We start from the raw sequence: 18,473 nt of genomic DNA, 5'->3' as shown, positions 1-18,473 counted from the left end.
TATCCGAAACGTCCCCACTCCAATTTAATTTACTTCTCATCAACTTTATGGCTCAAGGCCGCTAAATCGGTTTCTATTTCAGCAAATGCGGCTTTAACTTGCATAACAGCTTCTTGTCTTGCCACTGACTTTTGAATTGCTTCGTCAACATGATTATAAATATACAATTCTTGGTCTTCATCCAAGCCCATGGTTGGAATTCGGTGCTCAAACTGTTCCTGTAAGCCTCTAAAAACCGCCTCATTCTGTTTACGATTGTTGTCCAGTAAGGAAATCAACCCTTTGAATTTGCTGTTAATCATGGCAATGGCACCATTGAGGTTTTGCTGTTGCTGCCGCAATTCATTACGAGTTTGAATCGCTAATAATTGCTGTTCCGTAACGCTCACAATAAAACAAATGTGATCTCGAATACGGCCATGTTTATCCGCATCTCCCTCTGGCATGTTTAACACTAGTGCACTGATGTAGTCATAGTTCACCAAAATCCTACTGGTGAACTCATGTAAACGCCCCTTGGATTTTAATATCTCAAACAATTCCAGAACTATCGGAGAGCAGACGCCTGACGACGCAAAGTGCATGTTTTGTGTATCCGTGCGGACCTCAACATTGCAGCTAAGCCCAAAGTTCGCCATACAGTTTATTAGTGCTGCAGCCAAGTCAGGTATATTGTCAATATTTCCGATGTGCTCAATATAATTGACAATTTGCCCCATTTCACTGCTGGTCGCCATAGCACTGAATGCCGTTGATGTGGCATCTTCTACTTGTTGCTCTAAAATGTCCTTCTCAAGCAACATCTGGCCAAGTTTAATAAGCTTTGATGTGAGCTCACTTTGCCCAAAGGGCTTCACAATGTAATCTTCAGCACCGACAGCATATCCTTCCATACGCTCTTCAACTGAACCTCTAGCCGACACAAACATAACCACAATATGACTCGTTTCTGGGTTCGATTTGATTTTACGGCACACCTCGTAGCCATTCATATTAGGCATACTAACATCAAGCAAGACCACCTGAGGGTCAAAATCCTCAAGCATGCCTAAACATTCTGGACCACTGCAAGCAGTGCGCAGTTCAAAATCTAAGTCTTCTAGAATTTCTTCGATGATCTCGAGGTTGAATGGTTCATCATCCACGGCGAGTACACGTTGTAATGCCATGCTTATACTCCTTGTATTATCGTAAGCCTCTATATAGTTATAGCTGCGCTTACCCTGTTATGCGAATGTAAATGCGATGGGTTACTGTTTATCTACCGGCAACTCAATATGCATTGTCACCCCTGCATCATCGTTATTAGTTGCGTAAATTCGACCTTTATGCAGTAACACAAACTCCTTACAAATCGCCAACCCCAACCCCGTGCCTCCTGCACCACTGTTAGTCGTGCTGCTTTGTACAAACTTCGAAAAAATCTGATCTAACTCGTCATTTGGGATACCAACTCCCTGATCTCGAATTTCAATTTTTACTAAATTGCCCAGATCTTTAATGCTAATAAACACAATCGCCTTCTCTGGACTAAATTTAACAGCGTTGCCTAATATATTGCGTATAACCTGATTCATCTGCTCTGGGTCACAAACAACCATAAATGGCTCTATCGGTGCAGATAATTTAAATTGGATTTGCTTGGCTAATGCGCTGCCAGAGACATCATCAATCCCCGTTTTGACTGTGGTACATAAATCTTGAAGACTGGGATTAAACGGAAAACGTCCCGCATCTAATTTCGATAAATCCAACAGATTATTGAGTAACAACAGTAACCGTTCACCACTGGTTTCTATCCTAGACAAGTACTTGCCTAGCTTATCAAGGGGCACGTCGTCACCGGCGAGTTTGTCGATACCAAAACGAGCGAAGCTCAAAATTGAGTGCATGGGAGTGCGCAATTCATGCGACATATTGGCCAAGAATTCTGATTTGCTCACGTTCGCGGCTTCCGCGGCTTCTTTGGCTTTCTGTAATTGTGCTGTACGCGCCTGAACTTCCGCCTCTAGCACCTCCTTTGCCTCTTCCAACACCTGCTGCCTTTTTTTCAAGTGTGTCACATTTTTTAGGATCACTGAAAACGCTAGCTCACCGTGATGGTCAATTTCATGAAAAGTCCCCATCAAAGGAATGTCTTTATTTTCGTGAGTCAACAATAACTCACAGTCAAAACTTCTTTTCCCTTTCAGATCTTGTATTTGTTGCTTCAATTTCTCGACTGATTCATCATCAAAAATTTCGAATATTGATCTTGAGCATATTTGCTCTTGTGAACATTGAAACAACTCTACACACGCATCATTCCCTTCGATAATATTGCCATTGCGAGAGAAAAGCATAATTGAGTCTGGGGTATGTTTATAAATTACCCGCAGCAAACTATCTCGTTCAATAAGTGCATCAACTGTATCTTGTAGTCGTTCAACCAGCTCCTGATTATGACGTTTTAACACCTCTGTTTGCCAAAGCTTATGTAAGGATTTTAGTAAGTCACCGTCATCAAACGGGCTAATTAGCACATCTTCAACCCCCAGTCGAATTGCCTCTAACATATCTATCTGATCGGCTTTTTCGGTGTACAACAAACAACGCGTTCCTGCATTGATAGATTTCAGCTGGCTGAATAGATCCAAAGCACTTTTATCATGTGGTTCAAACGCTGCGATGAGCAAATCAATATTCTGATGCTGCGCTTGAGTGATACCAGCAAAGCTAGACTCCGCTGTATAAACTTGCAGTTGAGCCCCCGACAAGCTTGACGCTAAATCAGCTAAACGAGACAGAGAATGATCAACCAACAGAACCGTTGGTAAAATTAATCGGTGTTCTGAGCCGATTTCAAATACCCTTTCAAGCAGGTTGGTTATCTCTTTGTTTGAAAAAAATGGGTATACCACAATGCCATTGGGTAGAGCTTTATTGAACTGGCTAAAAATAGACAGTTGTTGCGCGTTGTCAGGTTTGGGAGCAAGTAAAATCAGTTTATCGTGATGGCGTAACGTGGCAAGTTTTTCTAAGCAAGTATCTGGAATACCATTGGCGATAGCCACCGCGTTGTACTTGGTAAGATCATCAAGCTGTTCCAACATTCTATAATGAATATGCTCAACCTCTCCCCCAAGCAGTTCAAACAATACTTTAATGCGCATTGCCAACACACTGTTACTATCGATGATCAAAACCTTGTTCGTCATATTGCCACACAGATCTGTCCTTCGTGTGTTTCTAGTGTAGACGAATTTTGCGCGCTTGAATGTGGCGCACCAAAGGTTAGCTTAAGTGCTTACCCATAATGGTCAAGTTGTAATGTTTTTCATCCATCACTGCGACTGCTGGTAACTCTCCCCAACAACTAAAACCATGCTTTTTAAATAAATTTATACTAGGGATGTTATGGCTGAAAATAAACCCAAGCAGGGTCGTCACACCAATACTTGGTGCATGCTCTTGCGCAAATGTCATAAGCGAGTGTCCAAGTCCCTTACCTCTGGCTCTGGTGGCAATGTAAATGCTAATTTCACAAGTTTGATCGTATGCTGGTCGGCCATAAAATGACTTGAAGCTCAACCACGCTAATATTTCTTCCCCCTCTTCATACACAAACAATGGCCGCTGTGAGTGATGGCTATCAAACCAAGACAAGCGCTGCTCAATAGTTGTCGGCTCGGTATCCGCGGTAACCATACGACTGGCGATAGTTTCATTATAAATATCTACTATGTGCTGCAGGTCTCTTGGTTGTGCTACTCTTATTGTCATTTCGTGAAAACTTGATCAAATCATAACGGGTTGGCGTATCATAGAAGATATTCACCATAGAGGGAAAGCCGATGTTCAGAAAATTATTACTTCCAACGTTAGTATTGTGCGGCATGCTCGCCAATACACACTCATTAGCCAGCGAGTGTGACGACTTTACAAACGTTGAGCTTAGGAAGTTGCGCTCAGAAGAAACAGTTAACTTATGCCAGTTTAAAAACAAACCGTTACTGATTGTGAACACAGCCAGTAATTGTGGCTTCACTGATCAATTTGCAGGTTTAGAATCGCTACATAAAACCTATAAAGACAAAGGGCTGGTAATACTAGGATTCCCGTCCGATGACTTCTTTCAAGAAGAAGATGACGAAAAAGAAACAGCAAAGGTCTGTTTTATAAATTACGGCGTAACCTTCAATATGTTTGCCACCTCTGCTGTACGTGGCGAAGATGCTAACCCTATTTTCAAACATCTGAATGAGCAAACAAGTTCACCTAATTGGAATTTTTACAAATATTTGGTGTCTGCAGACAGAAAACAAGTGACTCGCTTTAACAGTCGTACTAAGCCCCAGTCTGAAGAATTGGTCAGCGCGATTGAGAAGTCGCTAAAGTAGAAACCGTGAGTTTTTGATGTTCTTGTATTAGAATAAAGTTTGAGCAAAAAAATAATCATAAGAATTTATGGAGACCATATGACAGTTGCAAGTGCAAGACACATTTTAGTAGACAGTGAGGCTGAATGTTTAGATCTGAAAGCCCGCATCGCAGCCGGTGAAGACTTTGCTGAGTTAGCAAAGCAGTATTCAAGCTGCCCATCAGGACAAGATGGTGGTGCATTGGGCGAATTTGGCCCAGGCATGATGGTGCCAGAGTTTGATAAGGTCGTTTTTTCAGCGCCAGTTAACGAGGTGCAAGGTCCAGTACAAACACAGTTTGGCTATCATTTACTTGAAGTTACCAGCCGCACCGAGTAAGTTACTAATTAAGTTTGTGAGGCCGCTTTATGCGGCTTTTTTTATACCTTTTTTGATAAGGAAATACCATGCAACTGTACGGTTCTAATACGTCTCCCTACGCCCGCCGTATTCGGATGTTTTGCGCACGCCATAACTTAAACGTTGACTACCTACATTTAGATATTTTCAGTGACCAGGGCAAGGCTGTGCTAGTGGCCAATAATCCTGCAAGGAAAATACCTTTTCTTGTGGATGGTGAGCACACGATTTGTGACTCTGGTGCGGTGTACCGCTACCTAACGGAGAAGTTCAACTTGTCTAAGATGACGTATTGGCAGGAAAACCAACTCACTAATATTAATGCATGTAATGACTCTTTGGTAGAGCTTCTGCTATGCGAGCGCTCTGGTTTTGATACTCAAAGTGATACGTTGTTTTTCAATCTACAGCGAGAGCGAATTGCGGCGGTATTAACCGATTTAAATGAACAATGCGTTAAAACTGATTTTTTAGACTGCGACTATTTGCAGATCAGTTTATACTGCTTGCTGGATTGGATCATATTTAGATCTTTAGCCGAACTGGCCCCCTACAACGCACTGTTGGACTTTTATGAAGTTCACAAAAGCTTACCGGGAAGTACACATTCTGATCCAAGAATATGATGGTCAAATCAAAGAGGTAAAGAGTCATGAACGACATTGAAATAGAATCAGAATTGGTCACATTTGTTGAGCAAGTACGCAAAAGTGAACAAATTTGGGCGCTTGGCGCAGAGGATGGTGGCGTTGTAGTCTGTGAATCAAATCAGTTCGAAGAAACAGATGTACTTCTAATATGGGATAGTGAGCAAAAAGCACAGGCGCAATGTAAAGATGAATGGCAAGATTACGCTCCTGTTGCAATTACCCTGAACGAATTTTTAGACGAATGGGTTGAAGACCTGAATGAAGATCAAGCCCTGTTCGGCCTTAACTGGAATGATGATAATGTTTGTGTAGAAATCGAGCCTGTAGGACTAGCCCGCGCACTCGTTGACTAATGCAATCAAAGTTCCTTCTATGGCGCGTACATATGCTTGCGCGCCTTCGCCTCTAACACTTGGAGGCATTAACGGTTCCGCCCCCGCAATAACTGCTTTATCATAGCTTTCACTGACATTGTCACAACATAGAGTCAGCTCAAAGCCTAACGCAGGCTGTTTAGGCTGCGCCCGAATATAGCTTTGCTTAAACTGTGCCTGAGCCAAAGGGTGAGATGCAAACCCTAGAATCACTTCCCCACTGTCGATTTCACCATAGTCACCCGACTCTGTTAACGCTTGGGTGCTTAAACCAAACGCTTGGTAATAAAAATCTAGGACTTCTTCTACGTTATCTACATATATGATTGTTTTTGCATAGCGCATGGATACACCACTCAATAATACCATCAGCCATATTCATAACTGGTTTTGTTTTACTTAAGCATAAAATCAAAGCAGTGCAAAATACAATCAAAGGGAGCCACAACGTTAAATCAAACTAGTGAATAGTATGTAGACATAAAAAACGACACATTAAGTGCCGTTTTTCGATGAGGTTATGACTTATTGCGATTCTCTTTAGTAAATGCTCTTAGCTTACGCTTTTGAGATAATGTCATCTTATTGCTGCGGCCAGCATAAGGGTTGTCCCCTTCTCTAAACTCTATCTTGATTGGCGTACCCATAATATTGAGCGCTTTTCGATAGTAGTTCATCAAATAACGTTTATAGCTATCTGGCAAGTCATGAACCTGATTACCATGAATCACAATCCGTGGTGGGTTATAACCACCGGCATGCGCATATTTCAGCTTTACACGACGACCGCGTACCAGTGGAGGCTGGTGATCCGCTTGCGCCATATCCATGATACGACGCAGCATCGCCGTGCTGATTCGCTTAGTCGCGGAGTCGTAAGCTTCGTCCACTGACTCAAACAAGTGGCCCACTCCCGTGCCATGCAAGGCTGAGATAAAGTGTAAACGAGCAAAGTCGATAAACCCTAAACGGCGGTCAAGTTCAGACTTGATACGCTCCTTTACGTAGTCATCCAGCCCATCCCATTTGTTCACTGCAATTACCAGTGAACGCCCTGAGTTTAAAGCAAAGCCTAATAGGCTTAGATCTTGATCCGAGATGCCTTCTCTTGCATCTACAACTAACAATACAACGTTAGCATCTTCGATAGCTTTAAGCGTTTTGATAACCGAAAACTTTTCGACCACGTCACTAACTTTCTTACGTTTACGTACACCTGCCGTGTCGATAAGCACATATTCGCGCTCATTTCGCGTCATTGGGATATAAATAGAATCTCGTGTTGTGCCAGGCATATCGTACACAATCACTCTTTCTTCACCTAATATACGATTAGTTAGTGTTGACTTACCAACATTAGGACGACCAATGATAGCAAGCTTAATTGGCTTGTCTTCAAAGCCAGCTTTACCATCCTCAGCTTCGCCATCTTCTCCTTCAAGGTAAAGCTCGGCCAACTCGGCATCATCTTGTTGTAATTCATCTTCTTGGCTAGCAAGCTCCGCGATAACAGGCTGCAAAGTTACATCAAGTAATTGGGTAACGCCTCGACCATGCGCTGCGGCGATATGGTAAACCTCACCTAGAGCTAACTGGTAAAACTCAGCACAGCTAGAGTCTGCATCAATACCATCCGTTTTATTGGCCACCAAAAAGCACTTTTTTTGCTGTTTACGTAAGTGTTGCGCAATGGCCTGATCGGCAGCATTCATGCCCGCACGCGCATCTACCAAAAAGAGTACAATATCAGCTTCTTCAATCGCTAACAGCGATTGCTCGGCCATTTCTGTTTCAATACCTTCTTCAGAGCCATCAATACCGCCGGTATCGACTACGATGAACTCATAACCATCATAATTGGCTTGACCGTACTTACGGTCACGCGTAAGACCTGGAAAATCAGCCACCAAAGCATCTCTAGTACGCGTTAAGCGGTTAAACAGTGTGGATTTACCCACATTAGGTCGCCCAACAAGAGCGATCACCGGAAGCATAGACTACCTCTTTAATAAACAACAAAAGGCTTCGCAAAGCGAAGCCTTAACAAACTTAACTAAATATTAAGTGTTACGGAATTTTAACTGCGCTGACTTCACCATCACGGGTGTACAAAATAAGCCTATCATCAGCTTTCACTGGCTCAGTAAAAAAGCCCGAACTATCAAACGATTCGCGTGATACTAGCTGACCTGATTGCTTATCAAGCCAATGCAAGTTACCTTCTTGATCACCCACAACTATGTAGTTGCCAGCAACCGTTGGCGCAGTTAGATACCACCCTCTAAGCGCCGGTTGACTCCAGCGTTCAATACCCGACTCTTTGTCCAAGGCATAGATCACACCATCGCTATCGACAATATAAATAATATTTAGGTCTATGGTCAGATCACGATAGCTACTATATTCTCGCTTCCAAACCACATTACCGTTACGAACATCAACTGCTGCTAAATTACCATTATAGCCGATTGCATACACTAAAGCGCCGCTAACTACAGGCTTAGTATCAACATCAACCAAACGTTCAAACTCTGAAGAGCCTTTCGCCAAAGCAACATCAACGCTCCATGCACTGTAACCGTTTTCTGCAATCAACACTGAAAGTTTGCCGCTCTCCTCACCAAACAGCACACCACCATTTGCTGATGTAGGAGAACTTAATCCTCGTAATGTCAAAGCAGGTACTTCTTGTTCATGACGCCAGCGCTCTTCGCCGGTATCAGGATGCAGCGCAAGTAACTTACCAGATCCTAAATTTACATATATCAGTCCATCGCCAGCCGCTGGAGATGAAAGTGCTTCACCTGGCACATTTTTACGCCAAACTATTTCACCGCTATCTCTATTAATGGCAATCACTTCGCCATGCTCAGAGCCGATGTAAATATTGCCATATGCCTGCAAAATGCCGCCAGACAACTTGGCGCTGTCATTATCTTCCCACGGCCAAAATGCGGGGGATTTACGCGTGTCTGTTTCCCACAAGGTTTTACCAGTGTCAGCGTTGAGCGCTTTAACTTTACCGTAGCGTTCAGCCACAAATACCATATCCTGATATACCGCAGGTGTCAGACGTGAAAAGTAATGCTCAACACCACTACCGACACTCTCCTGCCATACAATTTGCGTTTCAAACTGATTGGTTATTTGTGGCAATACCAGTTCTTCTTCATCATCGTCACTTGATGAACATCCTAACAGCGACGCCATACATAGCGCCAAGGTTGCCATACTAAGCTTTTTCATACAGATGACTCCTATGCAGCAGGCTGAGCGGCTGCTAAGTCGTCTAGCTTAATTTTCAGCAGAGTATTTGCATTGCCAGATGATGCATCTAAAGCAGCTTGATACTGACTTTTTGCCTGTTCCTTATCACCCTGAGCCAACAGTATGTCGCCTTTAATTTCAGCGATTTGTGCTTTAAAGCTCTCTGGCATAGGCTGATCTAAAGTCGTCATTGCCGCATCAAACTGTTGTTGTGCTAATTGCACACGAGCCAAACGCGTTAATGCAGTAGCCTTTAGTTCAAGACTTGCTACATTATCAGCAGCCCACTGCAATTTTTGCGCAGCTACGTCAAGTTGTTCTTTATCTGCCGCTTCTTTAGCTGCAACGAATGCCGCTAAAACTGCATAGCTAGAATCAGCATTGTCTTTTACAAAACTCTCACTAGCTGTAAGTACATCATCACTTTCAACAAACTGGTTATAAGCATTTGATGCAGCTTCAGCACTGTCAATTTGATTCTGGTTATAAGCTTTCCAGCCATATAAACCACCAAGGCCAATCACAATGCCCAACGTCAACGACACGCCATTATCGCGGAAAAATCGTTTTATGGCTTCTGCTTGTTGTTCTTCTGTTGAGTAAATTTCCATTCTAACCTCTTATACTGTCAGTGCTTGCAATAAGGTTTTCACCTCAGCTAACGTCACTGTAATTTGTTCTTTTTGTTCTCGCAGATATTTTACGGTGACTTTACCCTCTGCAAGCTCATCTTCACCCAAAATTAGGGCAACTAAAGCATCACTTTTATCTGCGCGTTTCAATTGTTTCTTGAAGTTACCGCCGCCGGCATGAACCATGACACGTAACCCTGATACCTCAGAGCGTAGTTGTTCGGCTATCACAGGTGCTTGAATACTGGCTTTATCACCCATCGCAGCAACATAAACATCTGCACTACGACGAATTTGACCAACACATTCTAACTCTTGGAGCATCAGTACTAGACGTTCCAAGCCCATGGCAAAACCTACAGCAGGGGTGGCTTTACCACCAAGCTGTTCAACGAGACCATCGTAGCGACCACCCGCACACACTGTACCTTGTGCACCTAGACTCTCTGTCACCCACTCAAATACTGTGCGATTGTAATAGTCTAAGCCGCGAACTAGCTTTTCATTAACCTGGTATTCGACGCCTGCTGCATCTAAACGTTCACATAAATTTGCAAAATGTGATTTTGACTCTTCATCAAGGTGCTCTGACAACTTAGGTGCATCAACAAGTAGTGCCTGCACGTCAGGGTTTTTGCTGTCTAATACTCGTAGAGGATTGCTATGCATACGACGCTTGCTGTCTTCATCTAACTGCTCAACATGCTGTTCTAAGAAGGCAACTAAAGCATCACGATATTGCGCACGGGCTTCATTTGAACCTAACGAGTTAAGCTCTAAGCGAACATACTGGCTAATCCCAAATTCTTTCCATAAACGCGCCGTCATCAGGATCACTTCCGCGTCAATATCTGCACTGGCGATACCAAATGTCTCTACACCAAACTGATGAAACTGACGATAACGCCCTTTTTGCGGACGCTCATGACGGAACATCGGACCCATGTACCAAAGACGCTGCTCTTGATTGTATAGCAGCCCATTTTCGTTTCCTGCGCGCACGCACACGGCCGTACCTTCGGGGCGAAGTGTCAAGCTATCGCCACTTCTATCTTCAAAGGTATACATTTCCTTTTCAACAATGTCGGTCACTTCGCCAATTGACCGCTTAAATAGATCGGTAGATTCAACAATCGGAAAACGGATCTCTTGATAGCCATAAGACGCCACCGTTTCACGTAATGTTGCTTCGACCTTCTGCCATATTTGCGTTGTACCAGGCAGACAATCGTTCATACCACGAACTGCTTGAATTTGTTTTGCCACTGAAATTCCTAAATAAATCTGTTTTTTATCAAAGCGATTGCCGCAAAGTACCGTACTTGCGTAAAAAATGAATCGCTTATTATACCCAAACCGACTAAAAATGCGACCAACTAGCGAACATAGCCAGACTAGGTCCACTTTTATTGATAGCTAAATGGTAACTATCAGTTACTCAACAATTTTTATGTCTATCTCGCCCTGTTGCTCTTTTTTAGCAACAAACTCACGAACTTGGGCTTCCAACTGTTCAACAATATTATCATTGTCGATACGCAGCTTCTGGCGCTCACCATTGATGTATAAGCCTGAACGACGATTCGCCCCCGCCAAACCGATATCACTCACTAAGGCCTCACCTGGGCCGTTTACCACGCAGCCAATCACTGAGACAGAAATTGGAGTAATAATGTCTTCTAAGCGCTCTTCGAGTTGGTTCATCGTATTGACTACATCAAACTCCTGACGAGAACAGCTGGGGCAGGCGATGAAGTTAATACCGCGAGAACGAATTCGCAAAGACTTTAAAATATCAAAACCGACTTTAATTTCTTGAACAGGATCAGCGGCCAACGATACTCGAAGTGTGTCGCCTATCCCTTCTGCCAACAGCATACCTAAACCAACCGCAGATTTTACTGAGCCAGATCGAAATCCACCCGCTTCTGTGATCCCAAGATGTAATGGCTGATCTATCTCCTTTGCGAGTAAACGGTACGCACCGACTGCAAGGAATACATCTGAAGCTTTAACTGACACTTTGAATTGATCAAAGTTAAGACGCTGAAGAATTTCCACGTGGCGCATTGCCGACTCTAATAATGCCTCTGGTGTTGGTTCACCATACTTTTCTTGCAGGTCACGCTCAAGAGAGCCCCCATTAACACCAATACGAATAGGAATGTTGCGCTCTGAAGCCGCCTCAACAACAGCACGAATACGGTCTTCTGAGCCAATGTTACCCGGGTTAATTCGCAAACAATCAGCACCATACTCAGCGACTTTCAAGGCAATGCGATAGTCAAAGTGAATATCTGTCACTAATGGAATATCAACCTGCTCTTTAATACTTTTAAACGCCTGTGCAGCATCCATTGTCGGCACAGAAACCCGTACAATGTCAGCCCCAGCATCTTGAATTGCTCGAATTTGTGCCACCGTTGCATCTATGTCAAGCGTATTGGTGTTGGTCATAGACTGAACTGCAATAGGTGCACCGTCTCCAATCGGCACATTTCCCACATTGATACGAGTCGATTTTCTGCGTTTAATAGGAGATTCTGAAAACATGGACGATTACTCTGCTAACGGTAATTTAAATTTTGCTAAACGGTTTCTAGGTAGCGCTGACAAGTCGACGAGTTGGCCATCAAGCTCTACCTCGACAACTTGATGCTTACCCAACACCACCGAAAAAGGCGCTTTGCCTTCCACAGTCATGGTATAGCCTGCTTTTTTAACGCCAAAGGCAACACGCTCTTCTGTTGCATCGAAAATTTCAACCCAACTGTCGTCGTTAAAACGCATAACTATGGTACTCAATGAGGTATCTTTATTCTCAGTGATACTTTGTGATGTGTTTGCCTGTGGTGCTGCCACAGTCACTACGTCATCACCTTGAGCCTCTTCTTCAAGAGCCCCTATAGTATCATTTTGTGCTGCGGTGTTCTCACTTTCAGTCGTTATTTTTGGGTTATTACTATCTTGCACAGGACTGGTGCTTTGAACATTTGAAGCGGTTGTGCCATCTTGGTTCAGCGGCTCCTGCAAATTTTCGTCTGACGTGACAACTGAAGTCTTTGTTTCAGCAGGCAACTCTTCAACTGCGCTGTTGCTACTTTGCCAAACCCACACGCCAGATGAGCCAATCACAAGTGCTAAAATAAGATAGCTAAACACCATTAGACGGTTGTCACTGGCTTCTTTTTCAGTGCGTCGTGAGAAGCTTTGCATCCGCTTTGTTGCCTCAGGTGCTTTTGGTGCATCTATCAATGCTAGCGTTTTTTCAGCATCTAATTCAAGCAAACCACAATAGCTGCGGATATAACCACGCACAAAGGTCATCGGACCTAAATCTTGATAATCATCTTGTTCGAGTTTTGTTATCTGTAATGCCGTTAACTTTAAACGCGCTGACACGTCATCAATACTTAACCCCGCAGAAACTCTCGCTGTATGTAACGATTGTCCTGTGGTTGGAGTCTGCTCTTCCATTTCAATGTTTTCTTGTTTCATAAAACGTAACTATCAGGGTCCACTATCAGAATCCCGTAGCCTTCTGTTAAAGCTACATCGGGTGTTAACTCATTCCATCGCATTAAATCATCGATCTGCAGTCCATACTGAGTCGCTATTGTAAACAAAGTTTCACCCGTTTTAATCTCGTGGGTGATAGCTGGGTTATTTAAATAAACTTTTTGACCCGCAGCCACTTTATCCGATTCTTTTAAGTTATTCCAACGCAACAAATCAACCAACTTAATGTCGTATTTTACCGATAAACTGAATACATTTTCACCGGCATTCATAATGTGAAATGGCACCCTAGGTGCCTGCACTTTGTTATTCACCAACGGTAATTGGCTGGCAGCAATTTCACTACGCACAGGACGCATTTTAACTATCGTACCGGAGTTTGGTATAAATTTAACTTCCCCAGGTTCTGGCTCATAAAATCGAATCTTACCAACCCCCTGTTCATCAGGTGGTGGCGTATTGTAACTCGATTTTTTGCCGACAGAGTTTATTGTCTTGCCGTTGTCGCGATTGGAACCGTTTTGTTCGTCCGCTATGGTAGTTTTGTTGCCTGAATGCGCTGTGAATTCAGCATTAGTTCTTAAAGAAACGCTGCCACTATTTGACGTTACAGTTGGGTTTGCACCACTTGGCTCTGAGATAACCTTACGCTTAATTTTTATCTGTGGATTTTTTACCACATGAGCCGGGGCTTGTTGCGTGATAGTTTTTAACTGCGCTAACCGATATTGCTCTTTTAATCGCACAAACTCACTGTCTGCCAGCTCGTTGTTTATTACCAACTTTGCTTGATAAGACTCCGGGTAAGTCTTAATGAGTAAATCGACAACTTCTTGTGCTTTTTGCAGATGCCCCATACTGGTGTACAGCAAGTGCTGTAACAACAAACTACGAGGAGAAATAAACCCTTTATCAGCGTAGTTTTCCATCACTGCCACTGCTTGATGTAAGTCACTCTTTGCATAAAACAACGCCGCTAAACTTATTAGCGCAGACTGGCTGCGGCCATCATGGGCAATCGCACTATTTAAGTAGTCTTGTGCTTGCGTAAAGTTATCTTGTTTGATGGCACACAAAGCCAAATTTTCATAGCTACGAGAGACGCGTAAGTAACTAGGCACATCAATGGCTTTAAAAAACTGTTCTTGAGCCGCTTGGTACTCGCCCATACGGCATAAAAACGTGCCGTAGTTATTTAAGGTGTTTGGATCGCTAGGATCAAGTTCGAGAGCTTTGCGATACGCTTTACCTGCACGCTCTTCTTCTCCTACCTGTTCGTAGTAATAGGCCAATGAGTAGTGACCTTGCGGTAATTCAGGCGCAAGCTTAAGCGCTTTTTCGAGATTATATTTGGCTTGGCTATTATTACCCGCTCTTAAATACTGAAGCGCTAGGGTAATACGAGTTTTTGCAGCCTCTTGGTTATTTGCTTCAGTTCTTACATTTGGTTTATTGCGGGTCACAGAGCTTGTCTCAGTCACACATCCGCCCAAAAGGCTCAAAACTGTCAGTAAAATAAAACAAGAACGCATGCACCACCTACCATGTAATAACATTGTGCCCTTATACTACCTAAAAGTCCTTATGATTCATCTATTTTTTACCATAAGGACAACTTTTTAGTGTTAACCCGCATTGACCTTTACAGCAATGGCATTATCGGCACGTTGCTGTTTTTTGGCTAAACGCTTGGTTCTGTCTACAACATCGCCCACTAATTGTCCACACGCCGCGTCAATATCATCACCACGCGTACGACGAACAATACACGTCAGGCCCGCAGCTTGTAGCACTTTTGAGAAACGGTCAATACGACTGTTACTTGAACGGCCATACTCGTTGCCAGGAAATGGATTAAACGGGATCAAATTGATTTTCGATGGTGTCCCTTTGAGTACCTTAACTAACTCGTGGGCATGATCTGTACTGTCATTCACACCTTGCAACATAACATACTCTATGGTGATATCTTTGTTCGCTTTAGAGCCGTCGATATAACGACGACAAGCCGCTAAAAACTCTTCAATTGGATACTTTTTGTTGATTGGAACAAGCACATCGCGCAATTCGTTATTGGGGGCATGTAAAGAGATCGCCAACGCTACATCTATCTTTTCTTTCAAAATATCTAAGGCAGGTACTACCCCCGATGTACTTAATGTAACACGACGTTTAGACAAACCAAATGCCCAGTCATCCATCATTAATTCCATCGCAGGTACAACGTTGTTAAGATTTAGCAAAGGCTCGCCCATCCCCATCATCACCACATTGGTTACTGGACGTTTCGTACTGTCGCCATCGTGCATACCGATGTCTTTTGCTACACGCCACACCTGACCGATGATCTCAGATACTTTTAGGTTGCGGTTAAAGCCCTGTTGCGCTGTTGAACAGAACGTACATTCCAACGCGCAGCCCACTTGTGAAGACACACATAGCGTAGCGCGGTCTTTTTCTGGGATCCAAACAGTTTCAACTTCCTGACCGCCATCCAATAACAATGCATATTTTATGGTGCCATCGCTGGCTACCTGCTTGACAGAAATTTCCGGTGCTCTGATTTCACATTCCGCAGCTAGCTTTGCTTTAAGCTTTTTATTGATGTTGCTCATCTGTTCAAAGTCGTCAACACCAAAGTGGTAGATCCATTTCATCACTTGATCAGCACGAAATGGCTTTTCGCCGAATGAAGCAAATAGCTCGCGCATCCCCTCGCGGTTTAAATCAAGTAAATTAATCTTTTTCTCGGTATTGGCCATGAAACAACCTCAATTCAGGTGACGGTATACATTAATAAGGTAGCCGCGCATTGTACAAAAAACGAACAACTATAACAATCTTAGTACGCGTGTTTTGCTAAATATTCAGCATTTGAGTCGCTAAAGCCTTAGCAAAACACCCTAGGGACGAAAAAAGGGCTCAAAAGCCCTTCTTTCATGCTCACACTCGAAATTAACGAGTACGTGGGCAGATCTCTTCTTCAGCGAAGAAGTATGCAATTTCGCGAGCCGCTGATTCAGGCGCGTCTGAACCGTGTACCGCGTTCTCGTCGATGCTGTCTGCGTAGTCAGCACGTAAAGTACCAGCTAGTGCTTCAGCAGGGTTAGTAGCACCCATGATTTCACGGTTCTTACGAACTGCATCTTCACCTTCAAGAACCTGAACCATTACTGGGCCAGAAGTCATGAAAGAAACTAAAGCACCAAAGAAAGGACGCTCTTTGTGCTCTGCGTAGAAACCTTCAGCTTTCTCTTGAGAAAGGTGAACCATTTTAGAAGCAACGATCTTAAGACCAGCTGATTCGAAACGGTTGTAGATTGCACCGATGTGGTTTTTAGCTACCGCATCAGGCTTGATGATTGAAAAAGTACGCTCTAAAGCCATCTTTTTTGCTCCAAAATAGTTTGTGATTATTGACGGGCGCGAATTATACGCGGTTTAGCTGCAAAAACCTACTACATTTACCTGTAATGTTGCGAAGTTGATGCACAAGCAAACGACATTCTCAATAAAACAATTTATGATCTACATCAAAATAACCCCTTCATACATCTCTTATACTGCCCCGCTTTTTTATTTCAGCGTCAATTTTGACCCCAACAGCTGGCTTGTAACCAGTTCGATGTATGAGGTTTTACTATGTTTGTACCAGAACTCCTTTCGCCTGCGGGTAGTTTAAAGAATATGCGTTACGCTTTTGCGTACGGTGCCGATGCGGTGTATGCCGGTCAGCCTCGCTATAGCTTGCGTGTTCGCAATAACGAATTTGATTTAGACAACTTAGCTTTGGGTATCAATGAAGCCCATCAACAAAATAAAAAACTGTATGTCGTTTCAAACATTGCGCCACACAATAGCAAAGTAAAAACTTACTTACGCGATATCGAACCTGTCATTGCCATGCAACCCGATGCGCTGATCATGTCAGATCCCGGCCTCATCATGCTAGTACGCGACAAATGGCCTGATATGCCTATTCATCTATCTGTACAGGCCAATGCGGTGAACTATGCCAGCGTACAATTTTGGGCCAAGCAAGGCATTGAACGAGTCATTTTATCTCGCGAACTATCACTAGAAGAAATCGCAGAAATCCGTGAACTATGTCCACAAACAGAGTTAGAAGTATTTGTGCACGGCGCATTATGTATGGCTTATTCTGGCCGCTGTTTGTTATCTGGTTATATAAACAAGCGCGATCCCAATCAGGGCACCTGCACCAATGCGTGCCGTTGGGAATATGACGTCAAACCGGGTAAAGAAACCGAAACAGGTGATGTAGTGCACAAAATTGACCCTAAATCCGTGATACCAACACTCGGTGAAGGCCAGCCCACATCTGAAGTATTTATGCTCGAAGAGCAAGGTCGCCCAGGCGAGTACATGCCTGCTTTTGAAGATGAACATGGTACTTATATCATGAATTCAAAAGACTTACGCGCCGTGCAGTATGTGGATCAGCTCACAAAAATGGGCGTACATAGCTTGAAAATTGAAGGCCGTACCAAGTCTTTTTATTATGTGGCTCGCACCGCACAGGTTTACCGTAAAGCGATTGATGACGCCGTTGCTGGCAAACCATTTGACGCCAATCTAATGCATACCTTAGAAAACTTGGCACATCGCGGCTATACCGAAGGCTTCTTGAAGCGTCATGCCCATCAAGACTACCAAAACTATGAATACGGCCACTCCGTTTCTGATAAACAACAGTTTGTTGGCGAAGTACTTGGCCGCCATGACAATGGTTTGGTCGAAATTGACGTTAAAAACAAATTCTGTACCGGTCACAGTTTGGAGTTGATGACACCGCAGGGTAATATTGCCTTTAACCTTGAACACATGGAAAACAAAAAAGGTGAGCGCATTGATGATGCCAAGGGCTCCGGTCACATCGTAAAAATTCCATTGCCTGAGGACATAAATTTAGATCACGCCATTTTAATGCGTAATCTAGATGACAACCAAGATACGCGTAATCCATTCAAAAAGGCATAAACATGGCGTTGATGATTAATTCCAAATGCATCAATTGTGATATGTGCGACCCTGAATGCCCAAATCAAGCTATTTACTTTGGTGAGAAAATCTATGAGATTGACCCAAATAAATGCACTGAGTGTGTAGGGCATTACGATACCCCAACCTGTGTGAGTGTCTGCCCTATTGACTGTATCAAACCCGATCCTAACCACAAAGAAGACTTAGATACTTTGGCTGAAAAATACTTGCGTTTGACAGGTCAAATTTAATTCAAACATTCTGAAC

The 18,473-nt window shown here is 43.4% G+C and carries 19 protein-coding genes; 6 read left to right on the top strand and 13 right to left on the bottom strand.

Going from position 1 to position 18,473, the window contains the following annotated elements:
* Positions 1-29: 29 nt before the first annotated feature.
* From BET10_RS04590 to BET10_RS04580, 3 genes are all read right to left on the bottom strand, one after another.
* The gene (locus BET10_RS04590; protein WP_070983769.1) at positions 30-1,169 is read right to left on the bottom strand and encodes a response regulator; all 1,140 of its coding nucleotides are present in this window, start codon (positions 1,167-1,169) and stop codon (positions 30-32) included.
* An 81-nt stretch (positions 1,170-1,250) separates the two neighbouring features.
* Positions 1,251-3,197: a hybrid sensor histidine kinase/response regulator gene (locus BET10_RS04585; RefSeq protein ID WP_070983768.1), complete on the bottom strand. Its 1,947-nt coding sequence runs from the start codon at positions 3,195-3,197 to the stop codon at positions 1,251-1,253.
* A gap of 76 nt (positions 3,198-3,273) precedes the next feature.
* The gene (locus BET10_RS04580; RefSeq protein ID WP_070983767.1) at positions 3,274-3,762 is read right to left on the bottom strand and encodes a GNAT family N-acetyltransferase; all 489 of its coding nucleotides are present in this window, start codon (positions 3,760-3,762) and stop codon (positions 3,274-3,276) included.
* 71 nt (positions 3,763-3,833) lie between these two features.
* Between BET10_RS04580 and BET10_RS04575 the strand changes: the two genes are divergently transcribed.
* The 4 genes from BET10_RS04575 to BET10_RS04560 all read left to right on the top strand — a co-directional run bounded on the left by BET10_RS04575 (position 3,834) and on the right by BET10_RS04560 (position 5,763).
* Complete coding sequence (locus BET10_RS04575) at positions 3,834-4,379, top strand: glutathione peroxidase (protein ID WP_070983766.1); 546 nt, start codon at positions 3,834-3,836, stop codon at positions 4,377-4,379.
* Between the two features lie 78 nt (positions 4,380-4,457).
* Complete coding sequence (locus BET10_RS04570; protein ID WP_070983765.1) at positions 4,458-4,739, top strand: peptidylprolyl isomerase; 282 nt, start codon at positions 4,458-4,460, stop codon at positions 4,737-4,739.
* Positions 4,740-4,807: 68 nt separating this feature from the next.
* The gene (locus BET10_RS04565) at positions 4,808-5,386 is read left to right on the top strand and encodes a glutathione S-transferase family protein (RefSeq protein WP_070983764.1); all 579 of its coding nucleotides are present in this window, start codon (positions 4,808-4,810) and stop codon (positions 5,384-5,386) included.
* Positions 5,387-5,412: 26 nt separating this feature from the next.
* The gene (locus tag BET10_RS04560; RefSeq protein WP_070983763.1) at positions 5,413-5,763 is read left to right on the top strand and encodes a DUF2750 domain-containing protein; all 351 of its coding nucleotides are present in this window, start codon (positions 5,413-5,415) and stop codon (positions 5,761-5,763) included.
* Here the strand turns inward: BET10_RS04560 and BET10_RS04555 are convergent.
* The 10 genes from BET10_RS04555 to ndk all read right to left on the bottom strand — a co-directional run bounded on the left by BET10_RS04555 (position 5,740) and on the right by ndk (position 16,589).
* Positions 5,740-6,129: a VOC family protein gene (locus BET10_RS04555; RefSeq protein ID WP_070984046.1), complete on the bottom strand. Its 390-nt coding sequence runs from the start codon at positions 6,127-6,129 to the stop codon at positions 5,740-5,742. The genes BET10_RS04560 and BET10_RS04555 overlap by 24 nt on opposite strands.
* Positions 6,130-6,302: 173 nt before the next feature.
* On the bottom strand, positions 6,303-7,778 hold the full coding sequence (gene der, locus BET10_RS04550) for a ribosome biogenesis GTPase Der (protein ID WP_070983762.1): 1,476 nt from the start codon (positions 7,776-7,778) through the stop codon (positions 6,303-6,305).
* 73 nt (positions 7,779-7,851) lie between these two features.
* Entirely contained in the window at positions 7,852-9,030 is a 1,179-nt protein-coding gene (gene bamB, locus BET10_RS04545; RefSeq protein ID WP_070983761.1) for an outer membrane protein assembly factor BamB, read from the bottom strand.
* A gap of 11 nt (positions 9,031-9,041) precedes the next feature.
* A complete protein-coding gene (locus tag BET10_RS04540; RefSeq protein ID WP_070983760.1) occupies positions 9,042-9,662 on the bottom strand; it encodes a YfgM family protein in 621 nt (206 codons plus the stop codon).
* A 9-nt stretch (positions 9,663-9,671) separates the two neighbouring features.
* A complete protein-coding gene (gene hisS, locus BET10_RS04535; RefSeq protein ID WP_070983759.1) occupies positions 9,672-10,949 on the bottom strand; it encodes a histidine--tRNA ligase in 1,278 nt (425 codons plus the stop codon).
* A gap of 168 nt (positions 10,950-11,117) precedes the next feature.
* Positions 11,118-12,236: a flavodoxin-dependent (E)-4-hydroxy-3-methylbut-2-enyl-diphosphate synthase gene (gene ispG / locus BET10_RS04530; RefSeq protein WP_070983758.1), complete on the bottom strand. Its 1,119-nt coding sequence runs from the start codon at positions 12,234-12,236 to the stop codon at positions 11,118-11,120.
* A gap of 6 nt (positions 12,237-12,242) precedes the next feature.
* On the bottom strand, positions 12,243-13,181 hold the full coding sequence (locus BET10_RS04525) for a RodZ domain-containing protein (RefSeq protein WP_070983757.1): 939 nt from the start codon (positions 13,179-13,181) through the stop codon (positions 12,243-12,245).
* Positions 13,178-14,734, bottom strand: coding sequence for a type IV pilus biogenesis/stability protein PilW (gene pilW / locus BET10_RS04520; RefSeq protein WP_070983756.1), 1,557 nt, complete (start codon positions 14,732-14,734; stop codon positions 13,178-13,180). Before pilW ends, BET10_RS04525 begins: the two co-directional genes overlap by 4 nt.
* Positions 14,735-14,827: 93 nt before the next feature.
* Positions 14,828-15,964, bottom strand: coding sequence for a dual-specificity RNA methyltransferase RlmN (gene rlmN / locus BET10_RS04515; protein ID WP_070983755.1), 1,137 nt, complete (start codon positions 15,962-15,964; stop codon positions 14,828-14,830).
* Positions 15,965-16,157: 193 nt separating this feature from the next.
* Positions 16,158-16,589, bottom strand: coding sequence for a nucleoside-diphosphate kinase (gene ndk / locus BET10_RS04510; protein ID WP_010377338.1), 432 nt, complete (start codon positions 16,587-16,589; stop codon positions 16,158-16,160).
* A gap of 255 nt (positions 16,590-16,844) precedes the next feature.
* Between ndk and trhP the strand changes: the two genes are divergently transcribed.
* Together trhP and BET10_RS04500 are read left to right on the top strand one after the other, a co-directional pair.
* The gene (gene trhP, locus BET10_RS04505) at positions 16,845-18,203 is read left to right on the top strand and encodes a prephenate-dependent tRNA uridine(34) hydroxylase TrhP (protein WP_070983754.1); all 1,359 of its coding nucleotides are present in this window, start codon (positions 16,845-16,847) and stop codon (positions 18,201-18,203) included.
* A 2-nt stretch (positions 18,204-18,205) separates the two neighbouring features.
* A complete protein-coding gene (locus BET10_RS04500) occupies positions 18,206-18,457 on the top strand; it encodes a YfhL family 4Fe-4S dicluster ferredoxin (protein ID WP_070983753.1) in 252 nt (83 codons plus the stop codon).
* Positions 18,458-18,473: the final 16 nt, after the last annotated feature.

Source organism: Pseudoalteromonas amylolytica (assembly GCF_001854605.1).
GTDB classification, from domain to species: Bacteria; Pseudomonadota; Gammaproteobacteria; order Enterobacterales; family Alteromonadaceae; genus Pseudoalteromonas; species Pseudoalteromonas amylolytica.
This window is presented reverse-complemented; position numbering and strand designations above follow the sequence as displayed.

What these genes read in the sequence shown, in the direction of transcription:
- BET10_RS04555 (WP_070984046.1), bottom strand. Translation starts at nt 6,129, where the DNA reads ATGCGCTATGCAAAAACAATCATATATGTAGATAACGTAGAAGAAGTC.
- pilW (WP_070983756.1), bottom strand. Translation starts at nt 14,734, where the DNA reads ATGCGTTCTTGTTTTATTTTACTGACAGTTTTGAGCCTTTTGGGCGGA.
- BET10_RS04570 (WP_070983765.1), top strand. Translation starts at nt 4,458, where the DNA reads ATGACAGTTGCAAGTGCAAGACACATTTTAGTAGACAGTGAGGCTGAA.
- BET10_RS04580 (WP_070983767.1), bottom strand. Translation starts at nt 3,762, where the DNA reads ATGACAATAAGAGTAGCACAACCAAGAGACCTGCAGCACATAGTAGAT.
- BET10_RS04590 (WP_070983769.1), bottom strand. Translation starts at nt 1,169, where the DNA reads ATGGCATTACAACGTGTACTCGCCGTGGATGATGAACCATTCAACCTC.
- ndk (WP_010377338.1), bottom strand. Translation starts at nt 16,589, where the DNA reads ATGGCTTTAGAGCGTACTTTTTCAATCATCAAGCCTGATGCGGTAGCT.
- der (WP_070983762.1), bottom strand. Translation starts at nt 7,778, where the DNA reads ATGCTTCCGGTGATCGCTCTTGTTGGGCGACCTAATGTGGGTAAATCC.
- BET10_RS04560 (WP_070983763.1), top strand. Translation starts at nt 5,413, where the DNA reads ATGAACGACATTGAAATAGAATCAGAATTGGTCACATTTGTTGAGCAA.
- bamB (WP_070983761.1), bottom strand. Translation starts at nt 9,030, where the DNA reads ATGAAAAAGCTTAGTATGGCAACCTTGGCGCTATGTATGGCGTCGCTG.
- trhP (WP_070983754.1), top strand. Translation starts at nt 16,845, where the DNA reads ATGTTTGTACCAGAACTCCTTTCGCCTGCGGGTAGTTTAAAGAATATG.
- BET10_RS04525 (WP_070983757.1), bottom strand. Translation starts at nt 13,181, where the DNA reads ATGAAACAAGAAAACATTGAAATGGAAGAGCAGACTCCAACCACAGGA.
- BET10_RS04540 (WP_070983760.1), bottom strand. Translation starts at nt 9,662, where the DNA reads ATGGAAATTTACTCAACAGAAGAACAACAAGCAGAAGCCATAAAACGA.
- BET10_RS04585 (WP_070983768.1), bottom strand. Translation starts at nt 3,197, where the DNA reads ATGACGAACAAGGTTTTGATCATCGATAGTAACAGTGTGTTGGCAATG.
- BET10_RS04575 (WP_070983766.1), top strand. Translation starts at nt 3,834, where the DNA reads ATGTTCAGAAAATTATTACTTCCAACGTTAGTATTGTGCGGCATGCTC.
- rlmN (WP_070983755.1), bottom strand. Translation starts at nt 15,964, where the DNA reads ATGGCCAATACCGAGAAAAAGATTAATTTACTTGATTTAAACCGCGAG.
- BET10_RS04565 (WP_070983764.1), top strand. Translation starts at nt 4,808, where the DNA reads ATGCAACTGTACGGTTCTAATACGTCTCCCTACGCCCGCCGTATTCGG.
- ispG (WP_070983758.1), bottom strand. Translation starts at nt 12,236, where the DNA reads ATGTTTTCAGAATCTCCTATTAAACGCAGAAAATCGACTCGTATCAAT.
- BET10_RS04500 (WP_070983753.1), top strand. Translation starts at nt 18,206, where the DNA reads ATGGCGTTGATGATTAATTCCAAATGCATCAATTGTGATATGTGCGAC.